19 protein-coding genes are annotated in these 20,317 nt (G+C 39.3%); 14 read left to right on the top strand and 5 right to left on the bottom strand.

Annotation, left to right across the window (positions count from 1 at the left end; all coding sequences use genetic code 11):
• The first annotated feature begins 10 nt into the window (after positions 1-10).
• Positions 11-451: an Hsp20/alpha crystallin family protein gene (locus ACYZ0U_RS12130; protein ID WP_461452573.1), complete on the top strand. Its 441-nt coding sequence runs from the start codon at positions 11-13 to the stop codon at positions 449-451.
• A 147-nt stretch (positions 452-598) separates the two neighbouring features.
• On the opposite strand, the gene ACYZ0U_RS12125 is transcribed toward ACYZ0U_RS12130, so the two are convergent.
• A complete protein-coding gene (locus tag ACYZ0U_RS12125) occupies positions 599-1,093 on the bottom strand; it encodes a YajQ family cyclic di-GMP-binding protein (protein ID WP_461452571.1) in 495 nt (164 codons plus the stop codon).
• Between the two features lie 322 nt (positions 1,094-1,415).
• Between ACYZ0U_RS12125 and ppk1 the strand changes: the two genes are divergently transcribed.
• From ppk1 to ACYZ0U_RS12085, 8 genes are all read left to right on the top strand, one after another.
• Positions 1,416-3,464 (top strand): polyphosphate kinase 1, encoded by a 2,049-nt coding sequence (ppk1, locus tag ACYZ0U_RS12120; protein WP_461452570.1) that lies wholly within the window; start codon positions 1,416-1,418, stop codon positions 3,462-3,464.
• 4 nt (positions 3,465-3,468) lie between these two features.
• A complete protein-coding gene (locus ACYZ0U_RS12115) occupies positions 3,469-4,356 on the top strand; it encodes a Ppx/GppA phosphatase family protein (RefSeq protein ID WP_461452568.1) in 888 nt (295 codons plus the stop codon).
• Between the two features lie 160 nt (positions 4,357-4,516).
• Complete coding sequence (locus ACYZ0U_RS12110) at positions 4,517-5,086, top strand: UbiX family flavin prenyltransferase (RefSeq protein ID WP_461452566.1); 570 nt, start codon at positions 4,517-4,519, stop codon at positions 5,084-5,086.
• Between the two features lie 130 nt (positions 5,087-5,216).
• Positions 5,217-5,576, top strand: a complete 360-nt coding sequence (locus tag ACYZ0U_RS12105) for an NINE protein (protein WP_461452564.1) — start codon at positions 5,217-5,219, stop codon at positions 5,574-5,576.
• A gap of 99 nt (positions 5,577-5,675) precedes the next feature.
• The gene (mtaB, locus tag ACYZ0U_RS12100) at positions 5,676-6,995 is read left to right on the top strand and encodes a tRNA (N(6)-L-threonylcarbamoyladenosine(37)-C(2))-methylthiotransferase MtaB (RefSeq protein ID WP_461452562.1); all 1,320 of its coding nucleotides are present in this window, start codon (positions 5,676-5,678) and stop codon (positions 6,993-6,995) included.
• 28 nt (positions 6,996-7,023) lie between these two features.
• The gene (locus ACYZ0U_RS12095) at positions 7,024-8,190 is read left to right on the top strand and encodes a prolipoprotein diacylglyceryl transferase (protein ID WP_461452560.1); all 1,167 of its coding nucleotides are present in this window, start codon (positions 7,024-7,026) and stop codon (positions 8,188-8,190) included.
• The gene (locus ACYZ0U_RS12090) at positions 8,183-8,653 is read left to right on the top strand and encodes a GtrA family protein (protein ID WP_461452558.1); all 471 of its coding nucleotides are present in this window, start codon (positions 8,183-8,185) and stop codon (positions 8,651-8,653) included. The genes ACYZ0U_RS12095 and ACYZ0U_RS12090 overlap by 8 nt, the downstream gene beginning before the upstream one ends.
• Positions 8,628-9,419, top strand: coding sequence for an inositol monophosphatase family protein (locus tag ACYZ0U_RS12085; protein ID WP_461452556.1), 792 nt, complete (start codon positions 8,628-8,630; stop codon positions 9,417-9,419). The genes ACYZ0U_RS12090 and ACYZ0U_RS12085 overlap by 26 nt, the downstream gene beginning before the upstream one ends.
• Before the next feature lie 174 nt (positions 9,420-9,593).
• Here ACYZ0U_RS12085 and ACYZ0U_RS12080 read toward each other — a convergent pair whose 3' ends face one another.
• Both ACYZ0U_RS12080 and purB read right to left on the bottom strand, forming a co-directional pair.
• Positions 9,594-10,148: a NifU family protein gene (locus ACYZ0U_RS12080; protein ID WP_461452554.1), complete on the bottom strand. Its 555-nt coding sequence runs from the start codon at positions 10,146-10,148 to the stop codon at positions 9,594-9,596.
• Between the two features lie 171 nt (positions 10,149-10,319).
• Positions 10,320-11,663 carry an adenylosuccinate lyase gene (purB, locus tag ACYZ0U_RS12075; RefSeq protein ID WP_461452552.1) on the bottom strand — a complete coding sequence of 448 codons (1,344 nt, stop codon included), beginning with the start codon at positions 11,661-11,663 and terminating at the stop codon, positions 10,320-10,322.
• Between the two features lie 113 nt (positions 11,664-11,776).
• Here purB and ACYZ0U_RS12070 point away from each other — a divergent pair, with 113 nt between their 5' ends.
• The 4 genes from ACYZ0U_RS12070 (at position 11,777) to ACYZ0U_RS12055 (ending at position 18,423) form a co-directional block, all read left to right on the top strand.
• A complete protein-coding gene (locus ACYZ0U_RS12070) occupies positions 11,777-12,388 on the top strand; it encodes a TetR/AcrR family transcriptional regulator (protein WP_461452550.1) in 612 nt (203 codons plus the stop codon).
• Between the two features lie 84 nt (positions 12,389-12,472).
• Positions 12,473-13,831 carry a TolC family protein gene (locus ACYZ0U_RS12065; protein WP_461452548.1) on the top strand — a complete coding sequence of 453 codons (1,359 nt, stop codon included), beginning with the start codon at positions 12,473-12,475 and terminating at the stop codon, positions 13,829-13,831.
• A gap of 27 nt (positions 13,832-13,858) precedes the next feature.
• On the top strand, positions 13,859-14,962 hold the full coding sequence (locus tag ACYZ0U_RS12060) for an efflux RND transporter periplasmic adaptor subunit (RefSeq protein WP_461452546.1): 1,104 nt from the start codon (positions 13,859-13,861) through the stop codon (positions 14,960-14,962).
• Positions 14,963-14,991: 29 nt separating this feature from the next.
• Positions 14,992-18,423 (top strand): efflux RND transporter permease subunit, encoded by a 3,432-nt coding sequence (locus ACYZ0U_RS12055; protein WP_461452544.1) that lies wholly within the window; start codon positions 14,992-14,994, stop codon positions 18,421-18,423.
• Between the two features lie 64 nt (positions 18,424-18,487).
• Here ACYZ0U_RS12055 and ACYZ0U_RS12050 read toward each other — a convergent pair whose 3' ends face one another.
• Positions 18,488-19,030: a hypothetical protein gene (locus tag ACYZ0U_RS12050; RefSeq protein WP_461452543.1), complete on the bottom strand. Its 543-nt coding sequence runs from the start codon at positions 19,028-19,030 to the stop codon at positions 18,488-18,490.
• Positions 19,031-19,189: 159 nt separating this feature from the next.
• Here ACYZ0U_RS12050 and ACYZ0U_RS12045 point away from each other — a divergent pair, with 159 nt between their 5' ends.
• On the top strand, positions 19,190-19,678 hold the full coding sequence (locus ACYZ0U_RS12045) for a DUF4126 family protein (protein WP_461452541.1): 489 nt from the start codon (positions 19,190-19,192) through the stop codon (positions 19,676-19,678).
• A 212-nt stretch (positions 19,679-19,890) separates the two neighbouring features.
• Here the strand turns inward: ACYZ0U_RS12045 and ACYZ0U_RS12040 are convergent, their stop codons facing one another.
• Positions 19,891-20,307, bottom strand: coding sequence for a hypothetical protein (locus tag ACYZ0U_RS12040; protein ID WP_461452539.1), 417 nt, complete (start codon positions 20,305-20,307; stop codon positions 19,891-19,893).
• Positions 20,308-20,317: the final 10 nt, after the last annotated feature.

Below are 20,317 nucleotides of genomic sequence, written 5' to 3'. Positions count from 1 at the left end.
GGATATAAAAATGACTTTAGTAAAATTAGGAAACGGACAAAAAAATTATTCAGTAAACCCATTTTTAAATGATGTTTTCGGTAGCATAATTAACGATAGCTTTTTGAACGATAAATTAGTATCGCGTACACCTGCAGTTAACATTGCCGAAACTGACAACGGATTTCAGATAGAATTAGCCGCTCCCGGCTTAAAAAAGGAAGACTTTAAGATCAATCTTGACAAAAATACTTTAAGTATTTCTACCGAAAAAAAGGATGAAAAATTAGAAGAAGGTAAAAAGATCAGCAAGCGCGAATTCAGTTACCATGCATTTGTAAGGTCATTTACCTTGCCTGAAACGGTTGACCACTCAAAAATCGACGCTGAATATGTTGATGGTATTTTGAAGTTAACAATAGCAAAAAGAGAAGAAGCTAAATTCCAAACCAGGGAAATAGCTGTAAAATAATAAGTTTTGTTTTCATAATAAGTGGTTTAGTTTGATGAGAAGGCCGCTCCGCAAGGGGCGGTCTTTTTTATTTAGAATTACGAATTACGATTTTAGATTGATAGGGTTTTGAAATATAAAATCGTAAATATAAAATCCGAAATCGGATCAGTTCCTCATATTAATATACTGCAAAGGCTGCCCGAAATTCTCACCCCGGCAAAGGCTAATAACGGCCTGCAGGTCATCGATCTTTTTAGCTTGTACGCGTATCTGGTCATCCATAATGGACGCCTGCACCTTTAAGCCGCTGTCTTTTATCTTTTTAATGACTTTTTTGGCGGCTTCCTTATCAATACCTTCCTTGATCTTGATCTCCTTGCGGATCATATTGCCTGACGCAGCCTGCTGGTTACCATCCAGATCAAGTGCATTAGGGTCAAGTTGCTGCTTAACCATGCGGCTGATGATAGCATCCTGGATAGCTTTCAGGCGCATATCATTTTCGGTTAGCACGGTAATTACATTGGTTTTTTTATCAAGATCGATGGTGCTTTTGGAATCGTTAAAATCATAACGGTTCAATATTTCTTTTTTGGCTATGTTAATGGCGTTATCAAGCGTCTGGCCGTCAATTTTACTTACAATATCAAAGGTTGGCATAATGGTTTATTTATTGTCGCGGCAAAATTAACAAAAAGTATGTTAACGGGAGAATTGTATAAATTGGTATATTTAATCCACCATGTTATTCCGAACGTAGCGCGGCATACCCGTAGCTATAAAGGAGAAAATGCATAGCTACGAGTTTGCTTCGCCGCAAGATTCTCTACTCAGCCCCGCTTAAATCACATGGCGGATAAAAAACGTAATACGTAAGTAAAAATTAGCACACTAAAAACTCTTAATATAGCGATGAGTTAATATTAAGTTAACAAATAAATAAGCAGCTTTGTAAATCAGGGCTGTGGCAGCCGGACTTTATATGGATATTAAGCACATACCTCTAATTAATCGTGAAATAAGTTGGCTCTACTTTAACGACCGCGTTTTACAGGAAGCAGCCGATCCCACAGTCCCGCTAATTGAGCGGATCAAGTTTTTAGCCATATTCTCTTCAAATCTTGATGAGTTTTACCGTGTAAGGGTGGCTACATTGAGTCGTTTGGCTAACCTCAACGAGAAGGCAAAAGAGATCCTGGGTTATAATCCTAAAAAGATCCTCAACCAGATAAAGACAATCGTAGTAAGGCAGGAACGTAAGTTCAATAACCTTTACGAGAACATTATTGTAAAGCAGCTTGCCGAGGAAAAGATATTTATATTGAATGATACGCAGCTGAACGTATCGCGCGGTGAATTTGCTAAAAAATACTTCAGGGAAAAACTACTGCCCATGCTGGTGCCGATTATGCTGGATGAAAGCAGGCCGTTGCCTGAGTTACGCGACCGTGCAGTATATTTTTATGTTAAGCTCACTAATAAAAAAGGGGTGCAGTATGCGCTCATAGAAATTCCTGATAACCTTTCCCGTTTTATTGTTCTGCCGGAAACCAATAATTTGAAATTCATCATCTTGCTGGATGACGTTTTAAGATATAGCCTTGAAGATATTTTCTTCATTTTTGAACATGACAGCATCGAGGCTTTCTCTATACAGCTTACCCGTGATGCTGAATTGGACCTGGATAAAGAAGTAAGCGGAAAATTTATCGATTCGTTAGCTAAAAGCCTGCAAAAGCGCCAGAAAGGTAAGCCCATGCGTTTACTTTATGATACCGAAATGCCGCTGGATATGCTTAAAAGCCTGGTGTCAAGAATGGGTTTGCACGGCGAAAGCCTGATACCAGGTAACCGTTATCATAATTTTAAAGATTTTATCAAATTCCCAAACATTGGGCGCGCCGAGCTGGAATATCAAAAATATTTGCCGTTGCCGGTACCCGGCTTATCATTTGGCAAAAGCTTAATGAGCATGATCGCTAAAAAAGATTACCTCATCAGTACGCCTTACCAGTCGTACGATTATGTGATCCACTTTTTGCGGGAAGCAGCTATCGATCCTAAAGTAGAAGAAATCAGTATAGCGGTTTATCGTTTGGCATCAAACTCACGGGTTGTACATGCGCTTATCAATGCTGCAAAAAATGGTAAAAAAGTAAACTGCTTAGTTGAGCTAAGGGCTCGTTTTGATGAGCAAAATAACATAGGCTGGAGCCGCCAGTTGGAGGACGAAGGTGTTAATGTGGTTTACGGGATTGAAGGTTATAAGGTCCACTCAAAAATATGCCTGGTTAAACGAAATGAAAAAGGCAAAACAGCTTATTATGCCTGTTTATCCACCGGAAATTTTAATGAGAAAAGCGCAGCAATGTACGCCGATCATACGCTGCTTACAGCGGATAAAAGAATAACTGAAGACCTGGTAAAGGTGTTTAAAGCGCTTTTAAAAGGTGTTTTAGCAGAAGGTTTGAAACATCTTATTGTATCGCCTATCGATTCGAGGCCATCAATTTACAGGCTCATCGATAATGAGATGAAAAATGCAAAGGCCGGTAAGGAAGCCTATATGATATTGAAGATGAATAGTTTGGCTGATGAGCAAATGATAGCCAAGCTATACCAGGCTAATAATGCCGGTGTGAAGATAAAAATGATTGTTCGCGGTATGTGCTGCCTGATACCCGGCGTAAAGGGTTACAGCGAGAATATTGAGGTGATATCAATAGTAGATAAATACCTGGAGCATGCCCGTGTTCATATTTATTGCAATGGTGGTAACGAATTGATGTTCCTGACATCGGCAGATTTTATGACCCGTAATATTGATAACAGGGTTGAAGTTGGCTTCCCTGTTTATGACGAGAACCTGCGTAAAGAAGTGAAGGATATCATCAATCTGCAATTGAGCGATAATACCAAGGCACGCGAAATAAACAGCCATAACACAAACAAATACCACAAAACCAACAGCGAAATACCGTGCAGGGCACAAATTGATATATACAACTACCTAAAAACCAAAAACACTTAAACCATTGAGATACGCCGCCATTGATATAGGGTCCAACGCAGTACGACTCCTGATTGCTGATATAATAGAAAACCAGGGTTCTGTTTCGTTCAAAAAAACAACATTGATTCGCGTTCCGCTGCGTTTGGGCGATGATGCTTTTTTGAATCATTATATATCAGATAAAAAATCACTTGACCTGGTAAAATCTATGCAGGCATTCCGCAACCTGATGGATGTTTATAAAGTGAAGGATTACATGGCATTTGCTACATCGGCAATGCGCGAGGCTAAAAATGGCGCTAAAGTGGTTAAGCTGGTTAAGGATGAAGCAAATATCGATCTGGAAATTATCCAGGGGCAAAAAGAAGCGAAAATAATCTACGCCAGCCACGCCGAGCAGAATATCGATAAAAACAAGAATTACCTGTACGTTGACGTTGGCGGTGGCAGTACAGAATTGTCATTATTCTCAAATGGGGAGCTGTTCGCTTCAAAATCTTTCAATGTAGGAACAATCCGTATGCTGGATAACCAGGATAAAGAAGAAACCTGGAATGAGTTGCGCGACTTTATACGCGAGAATACCAAAACTTTTAAAGGAATTTTAGGTATAGGTACCGGCGGCAACATTAACAAACTGTTTAAGTTATCAGAAGAAAAAAGCGATCAGCCATTATCATTTAATAAGCTTAAAGCGCTTTATAATTATTTGAATTCCTTCTCGCTAAAAGACCGCATAAATGTACTTGGACTGAACCAGGACAGGGCAGATGTGATCATCCCGGCGTGTGAAATTTACCTTACTGTAATGAAGTGGGCCAATATTAAGAATATATATGTGCCCAGCGTAGGTATGGTTGACGGCATAATCCAAACTTTAATAGAAAAAAACTTTACAAAGGCTGGTTAAATTATTTTTAATTTATTATTAATAAATTAAAAAACAGTTTGTTATATTTGTAGTGCCCTTTAAGGGCATGTTTTTCATAGGTAGATGTAGGGTCGGGTATTTATATTCGACCCTTTTTTTGTGCCCTGATTTTATCTGCCTATCTTGCCATCCGATAAACATGAAGAAAAAGATCATTGTGGCCATAACCGGTGCCAGCGGCGCTATTTATGCTAAATTATTACTCAACAAGCTACAGCAGCTGGACACGCAAATAGCAGAAGTCGGTATTGTAATGTCGGATAATGCTAAGCAAGTTTGGCAGGTAGAGCTGGATAACAAAGATTACAACAAATATCCCTACAGGATTTACAATAAGTATGATTTTATGGCGCCTTTCGCATCCGGGTCAGCGAAATTTGATACCATGATCATTGTGCCATGCTCCATGGGAACTTTAGGCCGAATAGCAAGCGGAATATCTGACGACTTGATTAGTCGCGCTGCTGATGTAATATTAAAGGAACGCCGCAGGCTAATACTGGTTGCCAGGGACACACCATTCAACCTGATCCACATCCGCAACATGCAAACCATAACCGAAGCAGGCGGAATAATTTGCCCGGCAATTCCATCCTATTATAGTAAGCCGCAAACCATTGAGGAGTTAGCCATGACAGTTGTAAATCGCGTTATTGACCTGGTAGGTTTAGAAAATGAAAGTTATAGATGGGGAGAAGATGCAGAATAGATAGTGAACCGTCTATGTTGTTAAATTAGTAAAAATTCAATGCCAATTTCTACTAATTCAACAACAGGTTTTGAAAACGGATTAAATTTTAATAAATTGCTGCTCAATCACGTTTAAAACCTTATATACAATGAAATCAAAATCTACAGCTTACATTTTGTGGTTTTTTTTAGGGCCATTTGGTGCGCATAAATTCTATCTGAATAAAGTGGGTATGGGCATATTATACTTTTTTACTTTTGGCATTTTTGGTATAGGCTGGATCATTGACTTGTTTACTTTGGGTAACCAGGTTGATATTTATAATGCCTTATTTGGCAGAGTGTTTGGCCCTAATAATATCAATAATATTGTAGTTAACGTACCGACTAACGGAGTTAATACCAAAATTAACGTTACTGATGAACTAAATAAATTGGCTGCATTAAAAGAACAGGGAATTTTAAGTGAAGAAGAATTCAATACCCAAAAACAAAGAGTATTGGCTTAAAATTTACCATATTGCTTTGCTGATTTTTGCTTGATAATTAATCCACTGCCGGGAGCAGATTTATATCTTTATTAAATTTACGTATCTTTGCCTGCTGAAATGAACAGGAAAGTAGCGTTTTATACTTTAGGATGTAAACTGAATTATTCAGAAACATCATCCATTGGCCGGCTTTTTAATAATGCCGGTTACTGTACTGTTGATTTTACCGATACGCCAGATGTATTTGTTATTAATACCTGCTCCGTTACCGAAAACGCTGATAAAAAATGCAAAAAGGTAGTTAAGGAAGCATTAAAAATATCGCCCAATGCCTACGTAACCATTGTAGGGTGTTATGCACAATTAAAGCCAAAGGAAATAGCCGAAATTCCGGGTGTTGATATGGTTTTAGGCGCTGCTGAAAAGTTCCAGATCGTTGATTACATTACTGATCTTACTAAAAATCCCAAGGCTTTAGTTTATAATCAACCTGTGACCGAGGCCAACCAGTTTGTTTCTGCATGGTCTATTGGCGACCGCACCCGCACCTTTTTAAAGGTTCAGGATGGCTGCGATTACTCATGCACGTTTTGTACCATACCTTTAGCCCGTGGCGCAAGCCGCAGCGACACTATTGAGAATGCTGTAAAACAAGCTGAAGAGATTGCAGCATCAGGTGTAAAAGAAATTGTATTAACAGGTGTTAACTTGGGCGATTTTGGTATTCGTGATGGTAAGCGCGAAGATAAATTCTTCGACTTGGTTAAAGCATTGGATAGGGTTGAAGGCATTGACCGGATCCGTATTTCATCTATAGAACCAAACCTGTTAACAGACGAGATTATTCAGTTTGTAGCTACATCAAAACGTTTTGTCCCGCATTTTCATATTCCGCTTCAATCCGGTTCGGATAAGATATTAGGTTTGATGCGCCGTCGTTATAAAAGAGAATTATACACCGATCGCGTAGCGAAGATCAAGCAACTGATGCCTGATTGCTGTATTGGGGTTGACGTGATCGTTGGTTTTCCCGGCGAGACCCGCGAAGATTTTATCGACACCTATAATTTTTTGAACGACCTGAAGGTTTCATATCTGCACGTATTCACTTACTCTGAAAGGGAAAATACACTCGCTAGTGAAATGAAGGGTTCAGTACCGGGTTCAACCCGTGCCGATCGCAGTAAAATGCTTCATATCCTGTCTGAAAAGAAACGCCGTGCTTTTTATGAAAGCCAGCTGGGCAGAACGGAAGAAGTATTGTTTGAGGGTGATATTAAGGACGGTTTTATGCATGGTTTTACACGCAACTATGTAAAGGTTAAAACCAAGTACGACCCGGTTTTGGTAAACGAGTTAAAAACAGTTCAATTAACAAAAATATCACCTGATGGTGATGTTGAAATAACAGAATCAGAAGAGATATTAGTGCATTAAAAGCTATATTCGCTGCAAACTACAACCCATGTTTCCAAATATCACTTCGCTTTTACACTATCTTTTTGGTATAAACATACAGCTACCTATACAAACCTTCGGTTTTTTCGTGGCGCTAGCGTTTGTTGGAGCCTATTGGGCTTTTGCCGAAGAATTTAAGCGCAAGGAAAAGTTAGGTGTAATTCACTCGTTTGAAAAAACGATAACTCTCGGGCAGAAAATAACACCGATGGAGTTAGCCGGTAATGCCATATTCGGTTTTATTCTCGGTTATAAAATAGTTTATGCTGCACTTAATTATAGCGCTTTAATCAATGATCCGCAGGCATTTTTACTTTCGACAGATGGTAACTGGCTTGGCGGCATAATTATGGCAGCAGTTTTAGCTTACTGGGCATATGCTGAAAATAAAAAAACAGTTTTAACTGCGCCTCAAACTAAAAAAGTAAAAGTTCACCCGCATGAGTTAATGGGTAATATTTTGCTTTGGGCAGCTATTTGTGGTTTTGCAGGCGCCAAACTATTTAATGGTTTAGAGAACTGGGACGATTTTATGAAAGACCCGGTTGGTATGTTAATTGGTACCAGCGGATTTACCTTTTATGGCGGATTAATATGTGGTGGCGCTGCTGTACTTTATATTGCTTATAAACATGGTATAAAACCATTAACCATGCTGGATATTGGAGGTGCGGGCATGATGTTAGCTTACGGCATTGGCCGTATTGGTTGCCAGATGAGCGGTGATGGTGATTGGGGAAAGGTTAATATCAACCCAAAACCAGGCTGGCTAAGCTGGGCACCAGATTGGATGTGGGCATTCAATTTCCCGCATAATGTGAATGATGAAGGTTTGCAGATACCGGGTTGCGTAGGTAAGTTTTGCCATGTACTGCCCGCGCCGGTTTATCCTACTTCATTTTATGAAAGTACAGTTTGCATCCTGTTATTCCTGTTTTTATGGAGTATCCGCGACAGAATAAAAATACCGGGAGTGTTTTTTGGGATTTATTTAATATTAAATGCAATAGAGCGTTTTTTAATAGAGTTTATCAGGGTAAATACCCGTTACCAGATTGGCAGTTTTTCATTCCCGCAGGCACAACTAATTGCTGTGTTGCTTTTTATTGCCGGTATTGTTTTAGTTATTCCCGCATTCAAACAGCATCACAAACACCAAGTAAAGCATGGGTAAAGTTTGGCAAAAGATAAAAACAAATGAAGTTGCCAGGTTTATCCTTTCAGCAGGAGCGGGGTTTTTGGTTGATATCTCTACATTTTCATTATTTTACCATGTTTTGCTTACCCAAAAATCTTATAAGATCTTAAATGCGCAGATTAGCAATTACGCGGTATCATTCACAGTTTCATTTTTTTTAGGGGTGATGGTCAATTTCCTTATGACCAAATACGTTGTTTTTTCACAATCGAAACTAGCGCCGTTTAAGCAATTTATTCGCTTTATTTCTGTTGCCATCGTGGGTTATTTTGCCAATCTTGGAGTAATCGAGTTTATGGTGAAGGATATGAACGTCAATCCGCTTATCGCACGGCCATCAGCTGCATTAAGCTTATTTTTCGCGAGTTTTTTTATACATAAAGTTTTTTCATTCAGCTTGTCATTAAGGCACCATGCAGTACACGCAGATCGTAAATAAGGTTATTGAGGTTGCAAAAAACGCAGGTTCATTTATCCGTGAACAAAGGAAAATATTTGATCCCGACAAAATAGAATATAAAGGCCTCAATGACCTTGTATCCTATGTAGATAAAACAGCCGAGCAAATCATTGTTGCTGGATTGGAAGAAATACTTCCTGAAGCAGGCTTTATTACCGAGGAAAAAACAAAAACCAAGGTTGCTGAAAGATTCAACTGGATCATTGACCCTTTGGATGGCACCACCAATTTTATTCACGGCTTGCCGGTATTTTCGGTCAGTATCGCGCTTGAGGAATATGGCCAATTAGTTGTTGGTGTAGTTTATGAAGTTAACCAGGATGAATGTTTTTATGCGAGCAAAGGTACACCTGCTTATTTAAATGGGAAAGAAATTAAAGTAAGCAATAATACAACCGTTGCCACGAGTTTATTGGCGACAGGTTTTCCATACTACGATTTTACCAAACAGCCCGCCTATATCAACCTTTTTACCGAACTGATGAAAAATTCGCACGGCCTGCGCCGAATGGGATCAGCAGCAGTTGACCTGGCTTACACCGCTTGCGGACGGTTTGATGCCTTTTACGAGTATAATTTAAATGCCTGGGATGTAGCAGCAGGAATCCTAATAGTACAACAAGCAGGAGGGGACGTGTTCAATTTTACAGGTGGGGATGAAGTGATCGATACCCGCGAATTGGTTGCTACGAATGGCAAGATCACTGAGGAATTGCTGGATTATATCCAGAAATATTTTAAGTAACTATACATCTTCTGGCTTGAGCCATGATTTTCTTGATTTAACGATTGCTTGAAAATCAAATCAGCAAATCCCTCAATCCTATGAATCAAGGTTCCGACAATTCCGTGTAAATAAAAACACCGATCACTTTTTCAAGTAATCGGTGCAAATCCATAAAATATCCGTGAAATCTAATTATAGCGCTTCAGAAACCACTTCGGTAACTTCAGGAACCATACGTTTCAATAAACTTTCAATACCAGCTTTTAACGTAACTGTAGATGACGGGCAACCGCTGCATGAGCCTCTCAGCTCAACTGTAACCACACCCGCATCATCAAATGATTTGTAGGTGATAGCACCACCGTCTGATTCAACAGCCGGGCGTACATAATCGTGCAGGATCTGTTGTATTTTAACTTCGATATCAGAACCTTCAAAATCGCCCTGTTCAGGTTGCTCTTCTAACTGAACAGCTAATTCAGCCTCAACAGCCCCTTTAACAAACTCTTTTAATATTGGTAAAAGATCATCCCACTCACTGCCTTCAGTCTTAGTCACCGTAACAAAGTTGCTGGCGAAAAATACACCATTAACGAACGAGAATTTATATAGTTCCTTAGCAAAAGGAGATTTTTCAGCACTTTCTTTAGTAGCGAAGTCGGCACTGCCATTGATCAGCAACTTGTTTACAATAAACTTCATTGTTGCCGGGTTCGGTGTAGCTTCGGTATATACGTTAATATTCATCTTAATTACGCTTTAATATTCTTGAACAAATTTAGGCAGCTTTTTGATTTATTTAACACTGTTAAGTAGTTATGACCTATACATGACTTTGTTGCAAAAATCAAAAATAAAAATTCAAAATTGAAAAAACGGACGAACGAAAGTTTTGACTTTTGATTTTTTAATTTTGACTTATATCCCTGTGTAATTCGAAGGTGACACTTGTTTTATTTCTTCTTTAACACTATCGCTTACCTGTAAGGTATTTACAAACTCAGCAATCGTATCAGCATTGATCTGCGAATTGGTGCGTGTAAGCTCTTTTAGTGCTTCGTATGGATTTGGATAGCCCTCACGACGTAAAATGGTTTGTATCGCTTCCGCAACAACAGCCCAGTTTGCCTCCAAATCAGCGCTGATAGCGCTTTCATTTAACAGCAATTTATTCAGACCTTTAATTGTTGATTTCATAGCGATAACTGTATGCCCAACAGGTACGCCGATGTTGCGTAATACAGTTGAATCAGTTAGATCGCGCTGTAATCTTGATACCGGCAGTTTAGCCGACAAATGTTCAAATATCGCGTTAGCCAAACCTAAATTGCCCTCGGAATTTTCAAAATCTATCGGGTTGACTTTATGCGGCATAGCTGATGAACCCACTTCGCCTGCTTTTATTTTTTGTTTGAAGTAGTTCATAGAAATGTAGGCCCACATGTCCCGGTCCAAATCGATCAGGATGTTGTTAATTCTTTTCAACGCATCGCATTGCGCCGCGAAGTTATCGTAATGCTCAATTTGCGTAGTGAATTGTGAGCGTTTTAAGCCCAAAATGTTATCTACAAAGTTGTTCCCGAATGCTTTCCAGTCTATAGTACCATAAGCGATATTATGCGCATTGAAATTACCGGTAGCACCACCAAATTTAGCAGAGTAAGGCACCTGTTTTAATAAATGCAATTGGTTTTCCAATCGTTCTACAAAAACCTGGATCTCTTTACCCAAACGCGATGGGGAAGCTGGCTGCCCGTGAGTGTGCGCGAGCATCGGGATCTTCTCCCAATCACCGGCATAGGATTTTAACACGCCGATCAGTTCATCCAGTAAAGGATAATAAACCTCAGTCAAAGCCAATTTAAAGCTGTAGGGGATAGCTGTGTTGTTGATATCCTGCGAGGTTAACCCAAAATGGATAAATTCTTTATATTGGGATATATCAAGCTTATCAAACTCCTGTTTAATAAAATATTCAACCGCCTTAACATCGTGGTTGGTTACTTTTTCAATGTCCTTAATGCTTTGAGCGTTAGCTTCGGTAAAATTTCTATAGATGCCGCGTAATTTTTCTGATAGATTTTTATCAAAATCTTGTAATTGTGGTAACGGGTGCTCGTACAAGGCGATGAAATATTCAATTTCAACATATACCCGGTATTTGATAAGTGCATATTCAGAGAAATATCCGGCTAATTGTGCGGTTGCATTGTGATAGCGGCCGTCAATTGGGGATATTGCTGAAAGAGGAGAAAGCGACATAGTATTAGTTTTTTGCAAAGGTAACAATTATGCCGATTGTGCGTAAACAGTAATTTTAATATGGAAACTTTGAAATCTAAAAATGTTTCCATAGTTTTGGTACGGAGTTACAAATGATTGCAATAGAAAGAATAATTGACGGTGGCGAAGAGCTTTTTTTAACGGCCGGGATAAAAAGCGTTACGATGGATGATATTGCCAAACACCTGGGTATATCTAAAAAAACTATATACCACTTTTTTAAGGATAAGAATGAATTGGTGATAGCGCTGGTTAACAAAAAGCTGAAGGAAGATGAAGAACAAATGGCGGAGATCATCAGCAAATCCTCCAATGTGATAGAGGAGATGATCAATATGATGAAATGCTCAGAAGAAATATTTTCACGCATTAACCCGGTTGTGATCCATGATATGCAAAAATATCATCCTGACGCATGGAAACAGTTTCAGAATTTTAAATCAGAAGTTTTGGTTTGTACCATGGCACAATTACTTGAAAAAGGGATTAAGCAAGGTTATATAAGGCCTGATATTGATGTTAAGGTGATGTCGCTAATGCGTGTACACCAATTAGAGCTTGGCTTTAACCCATCAGTTTTTCCAATTGCTGAGTTTAATACCTGGAGCGTGCAACAGCAATTCCAGGAGCATTTTAATTATGGCGTATGTACGCTTAAAGGCTTCAAGTTATTAGATCAATATAAAAATAGCGCAACAGTTTAAAGTTGCTGACATACTGCTGTCAGTACAGGCAATAATATTTGAAAACAATTAATAAAGACCCTATTACCAGATAATATACAACAAATGAGAAAACTATTTTTTGCAGGAATCCTTTTTTGTGCCATAGCGGCGAAAAGCTATGCGCAACAGGCTCCGCCAGACACCGTTCATACGCACAGTTTTAGTCTGGCTGAATGTATTAGCTACGCTTACCAGCATCAAGATTCAGTAGTGAATGCGGGTTTGGATGTTAAGAGTGCCGAATACAAAGTAAAGGAAACCATTGGCCAGGGTTTACCCCAAATAAGCGGAACCGCGCAATTTCAGGACTATCTTAAATTACCAGTTACTTTGGTTGATGTGTCTTCATTTGAGCCAAATGTACCTAAAGGTACATTAGCGCCATTTAAGCTTGGGCTAAATTATCAAACCACCGCAGCTTTAAATCTTACGCAAAAGATATTTGACGGAAGCTATTTAGTTGGGGTAAAGGCGAGCAAAACATACAAAGAGCTTTATCAGCGCAGTTTAACTCGTTCACGTATTGAAACTAATGTTAATGTAACCAAAGCTTACTACCAGGTTTTGGTGAGCAACGAGCAAATTAAATTACTCGACGCAAATATTAAGCAGTTAAAACAACAATTGGATCAAACAACTGCTGAAAATAAGCAAGGATTGGCGGAATTGATAGATGTTCAAAGGTTAACAGTACAGTATAATAACCTGGTTACATCAAGAGATAATACAATCAGGCTTTTAGAATTGAATAATGAGTTGTTGAAATTTCAGATGGGAATGTCAATAACTGATATGCTTACATTAACTGATAAGCTTGAGATTATTGATTTTAACGATGCGTTAGCTAATACTTCCGATACATCTTTTTACCATAACAGGATTGAATATAATTTGCTGGAGACACAAATGAAGTTAAATGAGTATGATTTGCAAAATAAAAAGTCTCAATATTTACCAACCCTTTCAGGTTTTGCTAATTATGGTACGAGTTTTCAAAATAACAACTTTGGCAGTTTATATACGGCTAATTATCCATCAAGTTATATTGGCTTAACTTTAAATGTGCCAATTTTTACTGGCTTCCAACATCTTAACCAGGTTAGGGAATCAAAAATTGCTATCATAAAATCTGAAAATGATTTATTCAACCTTCGTAACGGGATTGGTTTACAGGCAAACAAAGCACGTATTACTTACATTAATGGCTTACAGTCGTTAAAAAGCCAAAAAGAAAATATGGCCCTTGCACAAGAAGTGTTAAGAGTAACTAAAATTAAGTATTCGCAAGGTGTGGGTTCAAGTATCGAGGTCACACAGGCACAAACCGATCTTGACAGTGCAGATAATTCCTACATACAAAGTTTATATGATGCTTTAGTCAGCAAAGTAGACCTTGACCAAGCATACGGGCGCATTCAATAAATATATCACGATATTAAAATAAGACACATGAAAAAAATATTATACATACCGGTTATATTGTTTCTGGCGGCATGCTCAAACAAACCGAAGGATAAAAAAACTGAATTAGCTGACCTTAAAAAGCAGCAAGCTGAACTTAATTCAAAGATTGCTGCTTTGCAAACTGAATTAGGCACGCAAGATTCCACGAAGGGAACTGATGTGAGTGCCATTACCATTAAACCGGGTCAGTTTACAAATTATGTACAAATCCAGGGCAGGATTGATGCGCAGGATAACGTTACAGCTTATCCGCAGGCAACCGCAGTAATTACAGCTTTAAATGTTAAGGTTGGAGATCACGTATCTAAAGGGCAGGTTTTAGCCCAGTTAGATAATAGCGTGTTGTTACAGAACATTGCACAGGCGCAGGCACAAGCTAACTTGTCGAACACATTATATCAACGCCAGAAAAACCTTTGGGACCAAAAAATTGGTACTGAAGTTCAGTTCTTACAAGCACAAACCCAGTTACAAACTGCTCAAAAACAGGTGGCCTCGCTACGTCAGCAGGCAGATATGTATCGCATTGTATCGCCAATAAATGGTACTGTAGATCAAATGGACCTTAAATTAGGCCAGGTAGCTTCACCAGGTTCTGCAGGTATCCGTATTGTTAATGCTGATGTTTTAAAAGTTAAGGCTGATGTTCCTGAGTCTTATTCAAGCACAGTGAATCAGGGTGATAGCGTCAAAATATTATTCCCGGACGTTAACGATTCATTAACAACTAAAGTAACATTTGCAGCCAAAGTTATCGATCCGACTTCACGCAGTTTTGGTATCGAAGTTAAACTTCCTCATAATAGCGAATATCGTCCAAACATGACTGCGGTTTTAAAAATTGCTGATTACTCAAAACGTAACGCTATCGTAATCCCGGTAAATGCGATCCAGAAATCTGATGAAGGCGATTACGTTTACATCAACAATAACGGGTTTGCTAAACGCAAAAACATTACCGAAGGTGCTACGTCAGGTGGTATGACTGAAGTTACAGGAGGATTATCCAGCGGAGACCAGGTGATCACTGAAGGCGCAAGCGAATTAGGTGATGGTGATAAAGTAAAAATATTAGCACCTGTTAAATAATTATAATCTAAATCACTGATTTCAACAAAATGAAAGACCAGGAAAAAGAATTCGGCCCCTCAAGCTGGGCCATCGATAATAAACGGGCGGTATACGTACTGATATTTTTGCTTACGGTATTGGGTTTTTCAACCTATAATAGTTTGCCTAAAGAAAACTTTCCGGATATTACCATCCCTAAAGTTTATATCACTACGACTTATTTAGGGCAGTCACCCCAAAATATCGAAATGCTGGTTACCCGTCAGCTGGAGAAGCAGTTAAAATCGCTTAAAGGACTAAAGAAGGTAACGTCAAACACACAGCAAAACGTTTCGGTAATTACAACCGAGTTTAATACCGATGTTAAGATACGTGATGCCAAAACTGATGTTAAGGATGCGGTAGATAAAGCAAAGCAGGATCTGCCACAAAATGACGCCAACTTAAAGGAGTCAGATATATCAGATATTGATGTGGCAGACCAGCCTATTTTATATGTGAATATATCTGGCGATTATGATCTTAAAAAACTAAAGGAATATGCGGATAACCTGAAGGATGATATCGAGGGGATGAAGCAAATATCCAAGGTGGACGAGATCGGTGCGTTGAAGCCAAATATTCAGATCAACGTAGATATGAATAAAATGGCGGCTGCACAGATAAGCTATGGTGATATTATCCAGGCAATTGGCAACGAGAATATTCTTTCAACCGCTGGTACCATTACTTCATCGGGTGAGCAGAGAACTGTTGATATAAAAGAGGACTTTAAGAATGCTGCAGAAGTAGCGGCAATGGTGATCAGGAACCCGACTGGTAAGGCCGTTTACCTGAGCGATATTGCACAGGTGAAAGATGGTTTCCAGGACCAGGAAAGTTACGCTCGTTTAAAAACTCCGAACAGTCCTGATTTTAAAAACGTAATTACGCTGAACGTAAGTAAAAGAACAGGTGAAAACCTGATCGAAGCTTCGGATCAAATCAATGCGCTGATCAAACAAAAGGAAAGCACTATTTTTCCAAGAGGATTAAATATTACGGTTACCGGTGACCAATCGGACAAAACCCGTACAACATTAAATGACCTGATCAATACAATTATTATTGGTTTTATATTGGTGACCGTCATCCTGATGTTCTTCATGGGCAGTACCAACGCCATCTTCGTGGCGCTCTCGGTTCCGCTATCGTGTTTCATTGCTTTTTTAGTAATGCCGGTGATAGGCTTTACGCTGAATATGATCGTATTGTTCTCGTTCCTGCTTGCTTTAGGTATTGTGGTGGATGATGCTATTGTGGTAATCGAGAATACGCATCGTATTTTCGCTAATGGTAAAGTGCCGATCACTAAAGCTGCAAAAATAGCCGCAGGCGAGGTGTTTATGCCGGTTTTCTCTGGCACCATGACTACACTTGCACCATTTATCCCGCTTGCATTCTGGCATAGCTTAATTGGTAGTTTCATGTTCTTCCTTCCGATAACGCTGATCATTACCTTACTGGCATCGTTGGTTGTAGCCTATATCATGAACCCGGTTTTCGCGGTTGATTTCATGAAGGCACACCATGAAGGTGAACACGATAATCAACGTTTCGACCGTAAAACTACCCGTACAACATTGATAATGGCTGGTATTGCAGGTTTTTTCTATCTGCTGGCAGCTGCTGGTAAAGCTAGTATAGGCATAGGAAATTTTCTTGTGTTGATTATTGTATTATACCTTTTCAACCACTTTGTTTTACTAAAGGTGATAGACAGTTTCCAGAAGAATGTTTGGCCGCGTTTCCAAACCTGGTATGCCAAATGGCTGGAGCGGGCTGTGCATAACCCATGGTGGGTTTTAGGTGGTATGGTGGTATTATTCTTCTTTACTATTGGTTTTTCAATAGCCAGTAAGCTTGATGTGGAGTTGTTCCCATCATCGGATCCTAACTTCGTGTATGTATATGTAACCATGCCAATTGGTACGGCCCAATCCTACACCAACCAGGTAGTAGGACAATTGGAAAAGAAGGTTGCGCAGGTTGTTGAACCTGATAAAGATATTGTATCTTCTATCATATCAAATGTATCAGTAGGGGTAACCGACCCAAGTGATGAAGATCAGGGTACTTACTATAATAAAGGTAAAATCACCGTAGCCTTTGTTGAATATGGCAAACGAAACGGCAAGGACACCAAGAAAATATTAGATAAGATCCGTTCATCGGTGCAGGGTGTTCCGGGGGCACAGATAGCTGTAGCACAGGAGGCGAGTGGGCCGCCGGTTCAAAAAGATATCAGTTTGGAAATAGCGGGCGATAACCTGGATACACTGGTAAACACAGCTAATCGACTTAAAAAGTTTATTAACCAGCAAGGCATTGCGGGTATTGAGAATTTGGTGCCCGATGTACAGAGCGATAAACCAGAGATTGTATTTGATGTTGACAGGGAGAGGGCAAACCGTGAAGGTATCACAACAAGTCAGATCAACCAGGCCTTAGCCGCGTCTATTTATGGCATAAAAGCTTCTGATTACCGTAATACCACGGAAGATAATTATGAGATAGATGTACGTGCAGCTGAGGATCAGCGGAATGATATCGACGCCTTGAAAAATTTAAAAATTACCTATCGTGATCTTGCGACAGGTGGAGCAATACGCCAGGTACCGATCTCGGCATTTACTGATGTCCGCTATACCAATACTTATGCAAACATTAAGCGTAAGCAACAAAGGCGTGTAGTTACATTGGGGTCAAACGTTATTAAACCTAACACGCCTGCAGATGTAAACGCGCAGATAGCACAGGCGATCAAAAACTTTAAATTACCAGAAAATGTATCTATCAGGATGGGCGGTTCGCAGGAAGATCAGGCAGAAACAGGCAGCTTCCTGGGCACAGCGATGTTGATCTCTTTTGGATTGATATTGGTTATCTTAATGGCTTTATTTAACTCTATAGGCAAAACATTAATCATTTTGAGCGAGATATTTTTTAGTATCATCGGTGTATTTTTAGGATTAAGCCTTTTCCATATGACGTTTTCTATTGTAATGTCGGGTGTAGGTATTATTGCTTTAGCAGGTGTGGTTGTACGTAATGGTATATTACTGGTTGAGTTCTCTGATATGTTGTTGGAGCAGGGTGCAACTATCCACGATGCGGTAGTTGAAGCAGCCAGGACTCGTATGACACCTGTATTGCTTACGGCCAGCGCAGCCATATTGGGTTTAATACCATTGGCGGTAGGCTTTAATATTGATTTCGCCGGCTTATTTACAGCTGGTAAACCACATATTTACTTTGGTGGTGATAACGTAGCATTCTGGGGCCCATTGTCATGGACCATGATATTTGGTTTAGGTTTCGCAACTTTAATTACATTAATTATAGTTCCTTGTATGTACTTGATCAGGTATAATATGAAAGAAAATTTAAGAAAGTGGCGTGAAAAAGGCAAGGAACCAAATGAGCTTAAAGCAGTATAATTAATATACACTGTATAATTTAAAAGCCACTTTGATTTGTCAAAGTGGCTCTTTTTATATGCGCTTATTTTTTGATTTTTTCGATGAGCTTTTTAAGGTCGAGTAATTTTTCCAACTTATTAAAACGCTTTTCGTGCCTGCTGCCGGCATCAAGCGCATCGTAAGCCAAGCCTGCTGTTGTAGCGTAAACGGCATGATGCAAAGCATCAATTGCAATGGCTTTTGGTTCTTCTTCGGTTACTGATGGCGCAGCATTAAATGCAGGCAATATAATCATTGATGAACCCCAGATAGCTGCAAAATGCACTGCAGTTGCCTGCCATCCCTTTAAACCGGTAAGCGATATCAATCCCCTGGCAATACCCCAGGTTGTACCGTAAGCCCAATGTAATTCCTGCGACAATTTTTCTTTTTCGCCTTTTGCAGGTTCAAGGCCAACAGTTTCTTCGGCAACTTTAACCGGCGCATCACTTGGCTGGCGCTTGGTGATCTTCATTTCTATCATTTGCGATATGGTTATCGCGGCTGTTGCAGCTAAGCCGGCAAGTAGTCCTTTTCCTATTGCGCTGCCCAGTTCGCCAAGGGCATTGTTTTGGTGTATTTTCATCTTATTTGGTAGTTTGACGATTGATTATACAATTTATGTACCATATAATTGGGGAATGATTATTGCACCTAATTTATTATTAGATCAATTACCTAAACCTGAAATCAAGAAGCCATAGATGATATTGATGAAAAAAAGAAATTTATAAATATAACTTAAATGAAAATAAAAAAAATATCACACCCATTTTGGCAGGTGTTAGGAATAGGCGCGCTTGCCGGGATGCGTACATCATCAGCACCGGCAATTACCAGCCAGATTTTAAGCCATCACCAGTCAAAAAATCTTGAACATACGGCGCTTAGTTTTATGCAATCAAAAGCTGTAGCCAATACGCTTACGCTTTTAACTGTAAGCGAAGTGATTATGGATAAGTTGCCATCAACACCAAACCGTATAAAGCCAGTTGGTTTTGCTTTTAGATGCCTGTCGGGTGCTTTAGCAGGTGCAAGTATTTATAAATCTACCGGAAATAATGTTTTGGTTGGTACATTACTCGGCGCTGCTTCGGCTGCAGCGGCAACCTATCTAAGTTTTATCGCAAGGAAAACTGTGGTAGAAAGAACTAAGATATTCGACCCGATCATAGGTGGTATTGAAGATGCATTGGTTGTTGGAGCTGGTGTAGAATTATTTGAACTTGCCTAAGAAATTAACAACTGTCAATTATACGTAAAAAACCTGTTGAAACAGGATGGGCCTGTAATAATTTGGTATTTTTGAGCGTCTTAATACAGAGGTTTCAAATAGGTTTACAAATCTTATTTAAGATACTATAAGTACTACTTTAGGTTAGAGGTGGTTGTTTAGAGTGATTGATAGCAGACCGGAAGTTTAACTTTCGGTCTATTTTTTTATCATTATTCTTCGTTAAGGTTTAGCAACTCGTAACTGTTTTGATTATTTGCTGCACCGCCTTTATAGCGCAGCATGATCTCATAATTTGTTTTTTGCATATCTCCGGAGTTAAGTGTTGTTTCAACAACTGAGCGTATCACAAAAACTGAATCTTGTTTTTTGCCAAACTGGTATCCATCGTCAGAAAATTTAGCTCCACTTCCCTTTAAAGTAGGTAAAACGAATTGTTTAGACACCGCATACACATCATCGCTGGATGGCATGCCGCTAAATATAGCAGTCACATCATCACCGCCTGATAATGCGAACTTGGCAACCACAACAATAAATATTACTGCAAGTAATAGGATCACCCAAACGGCTTTTAATGCCGATTTTTTTTTCTTTTTCTTTTGTACAAGGTAATTTTTATCTTCCATTTACTTAACG

Source organism: Mucilaginibacter sp. (assembly GCF_965225845.1).
Lineage (GTDB): Bacteria > Bacteroidota > Bacteroidia > Sphingobacteriales > Sphingobacteriaceae > Mucilaginibacter.
The sequence above is the reverse complement of the archived record's forward strand: the minus strand, read 5'-3'. Positions and strand labels throughout refer to the sequence as shown.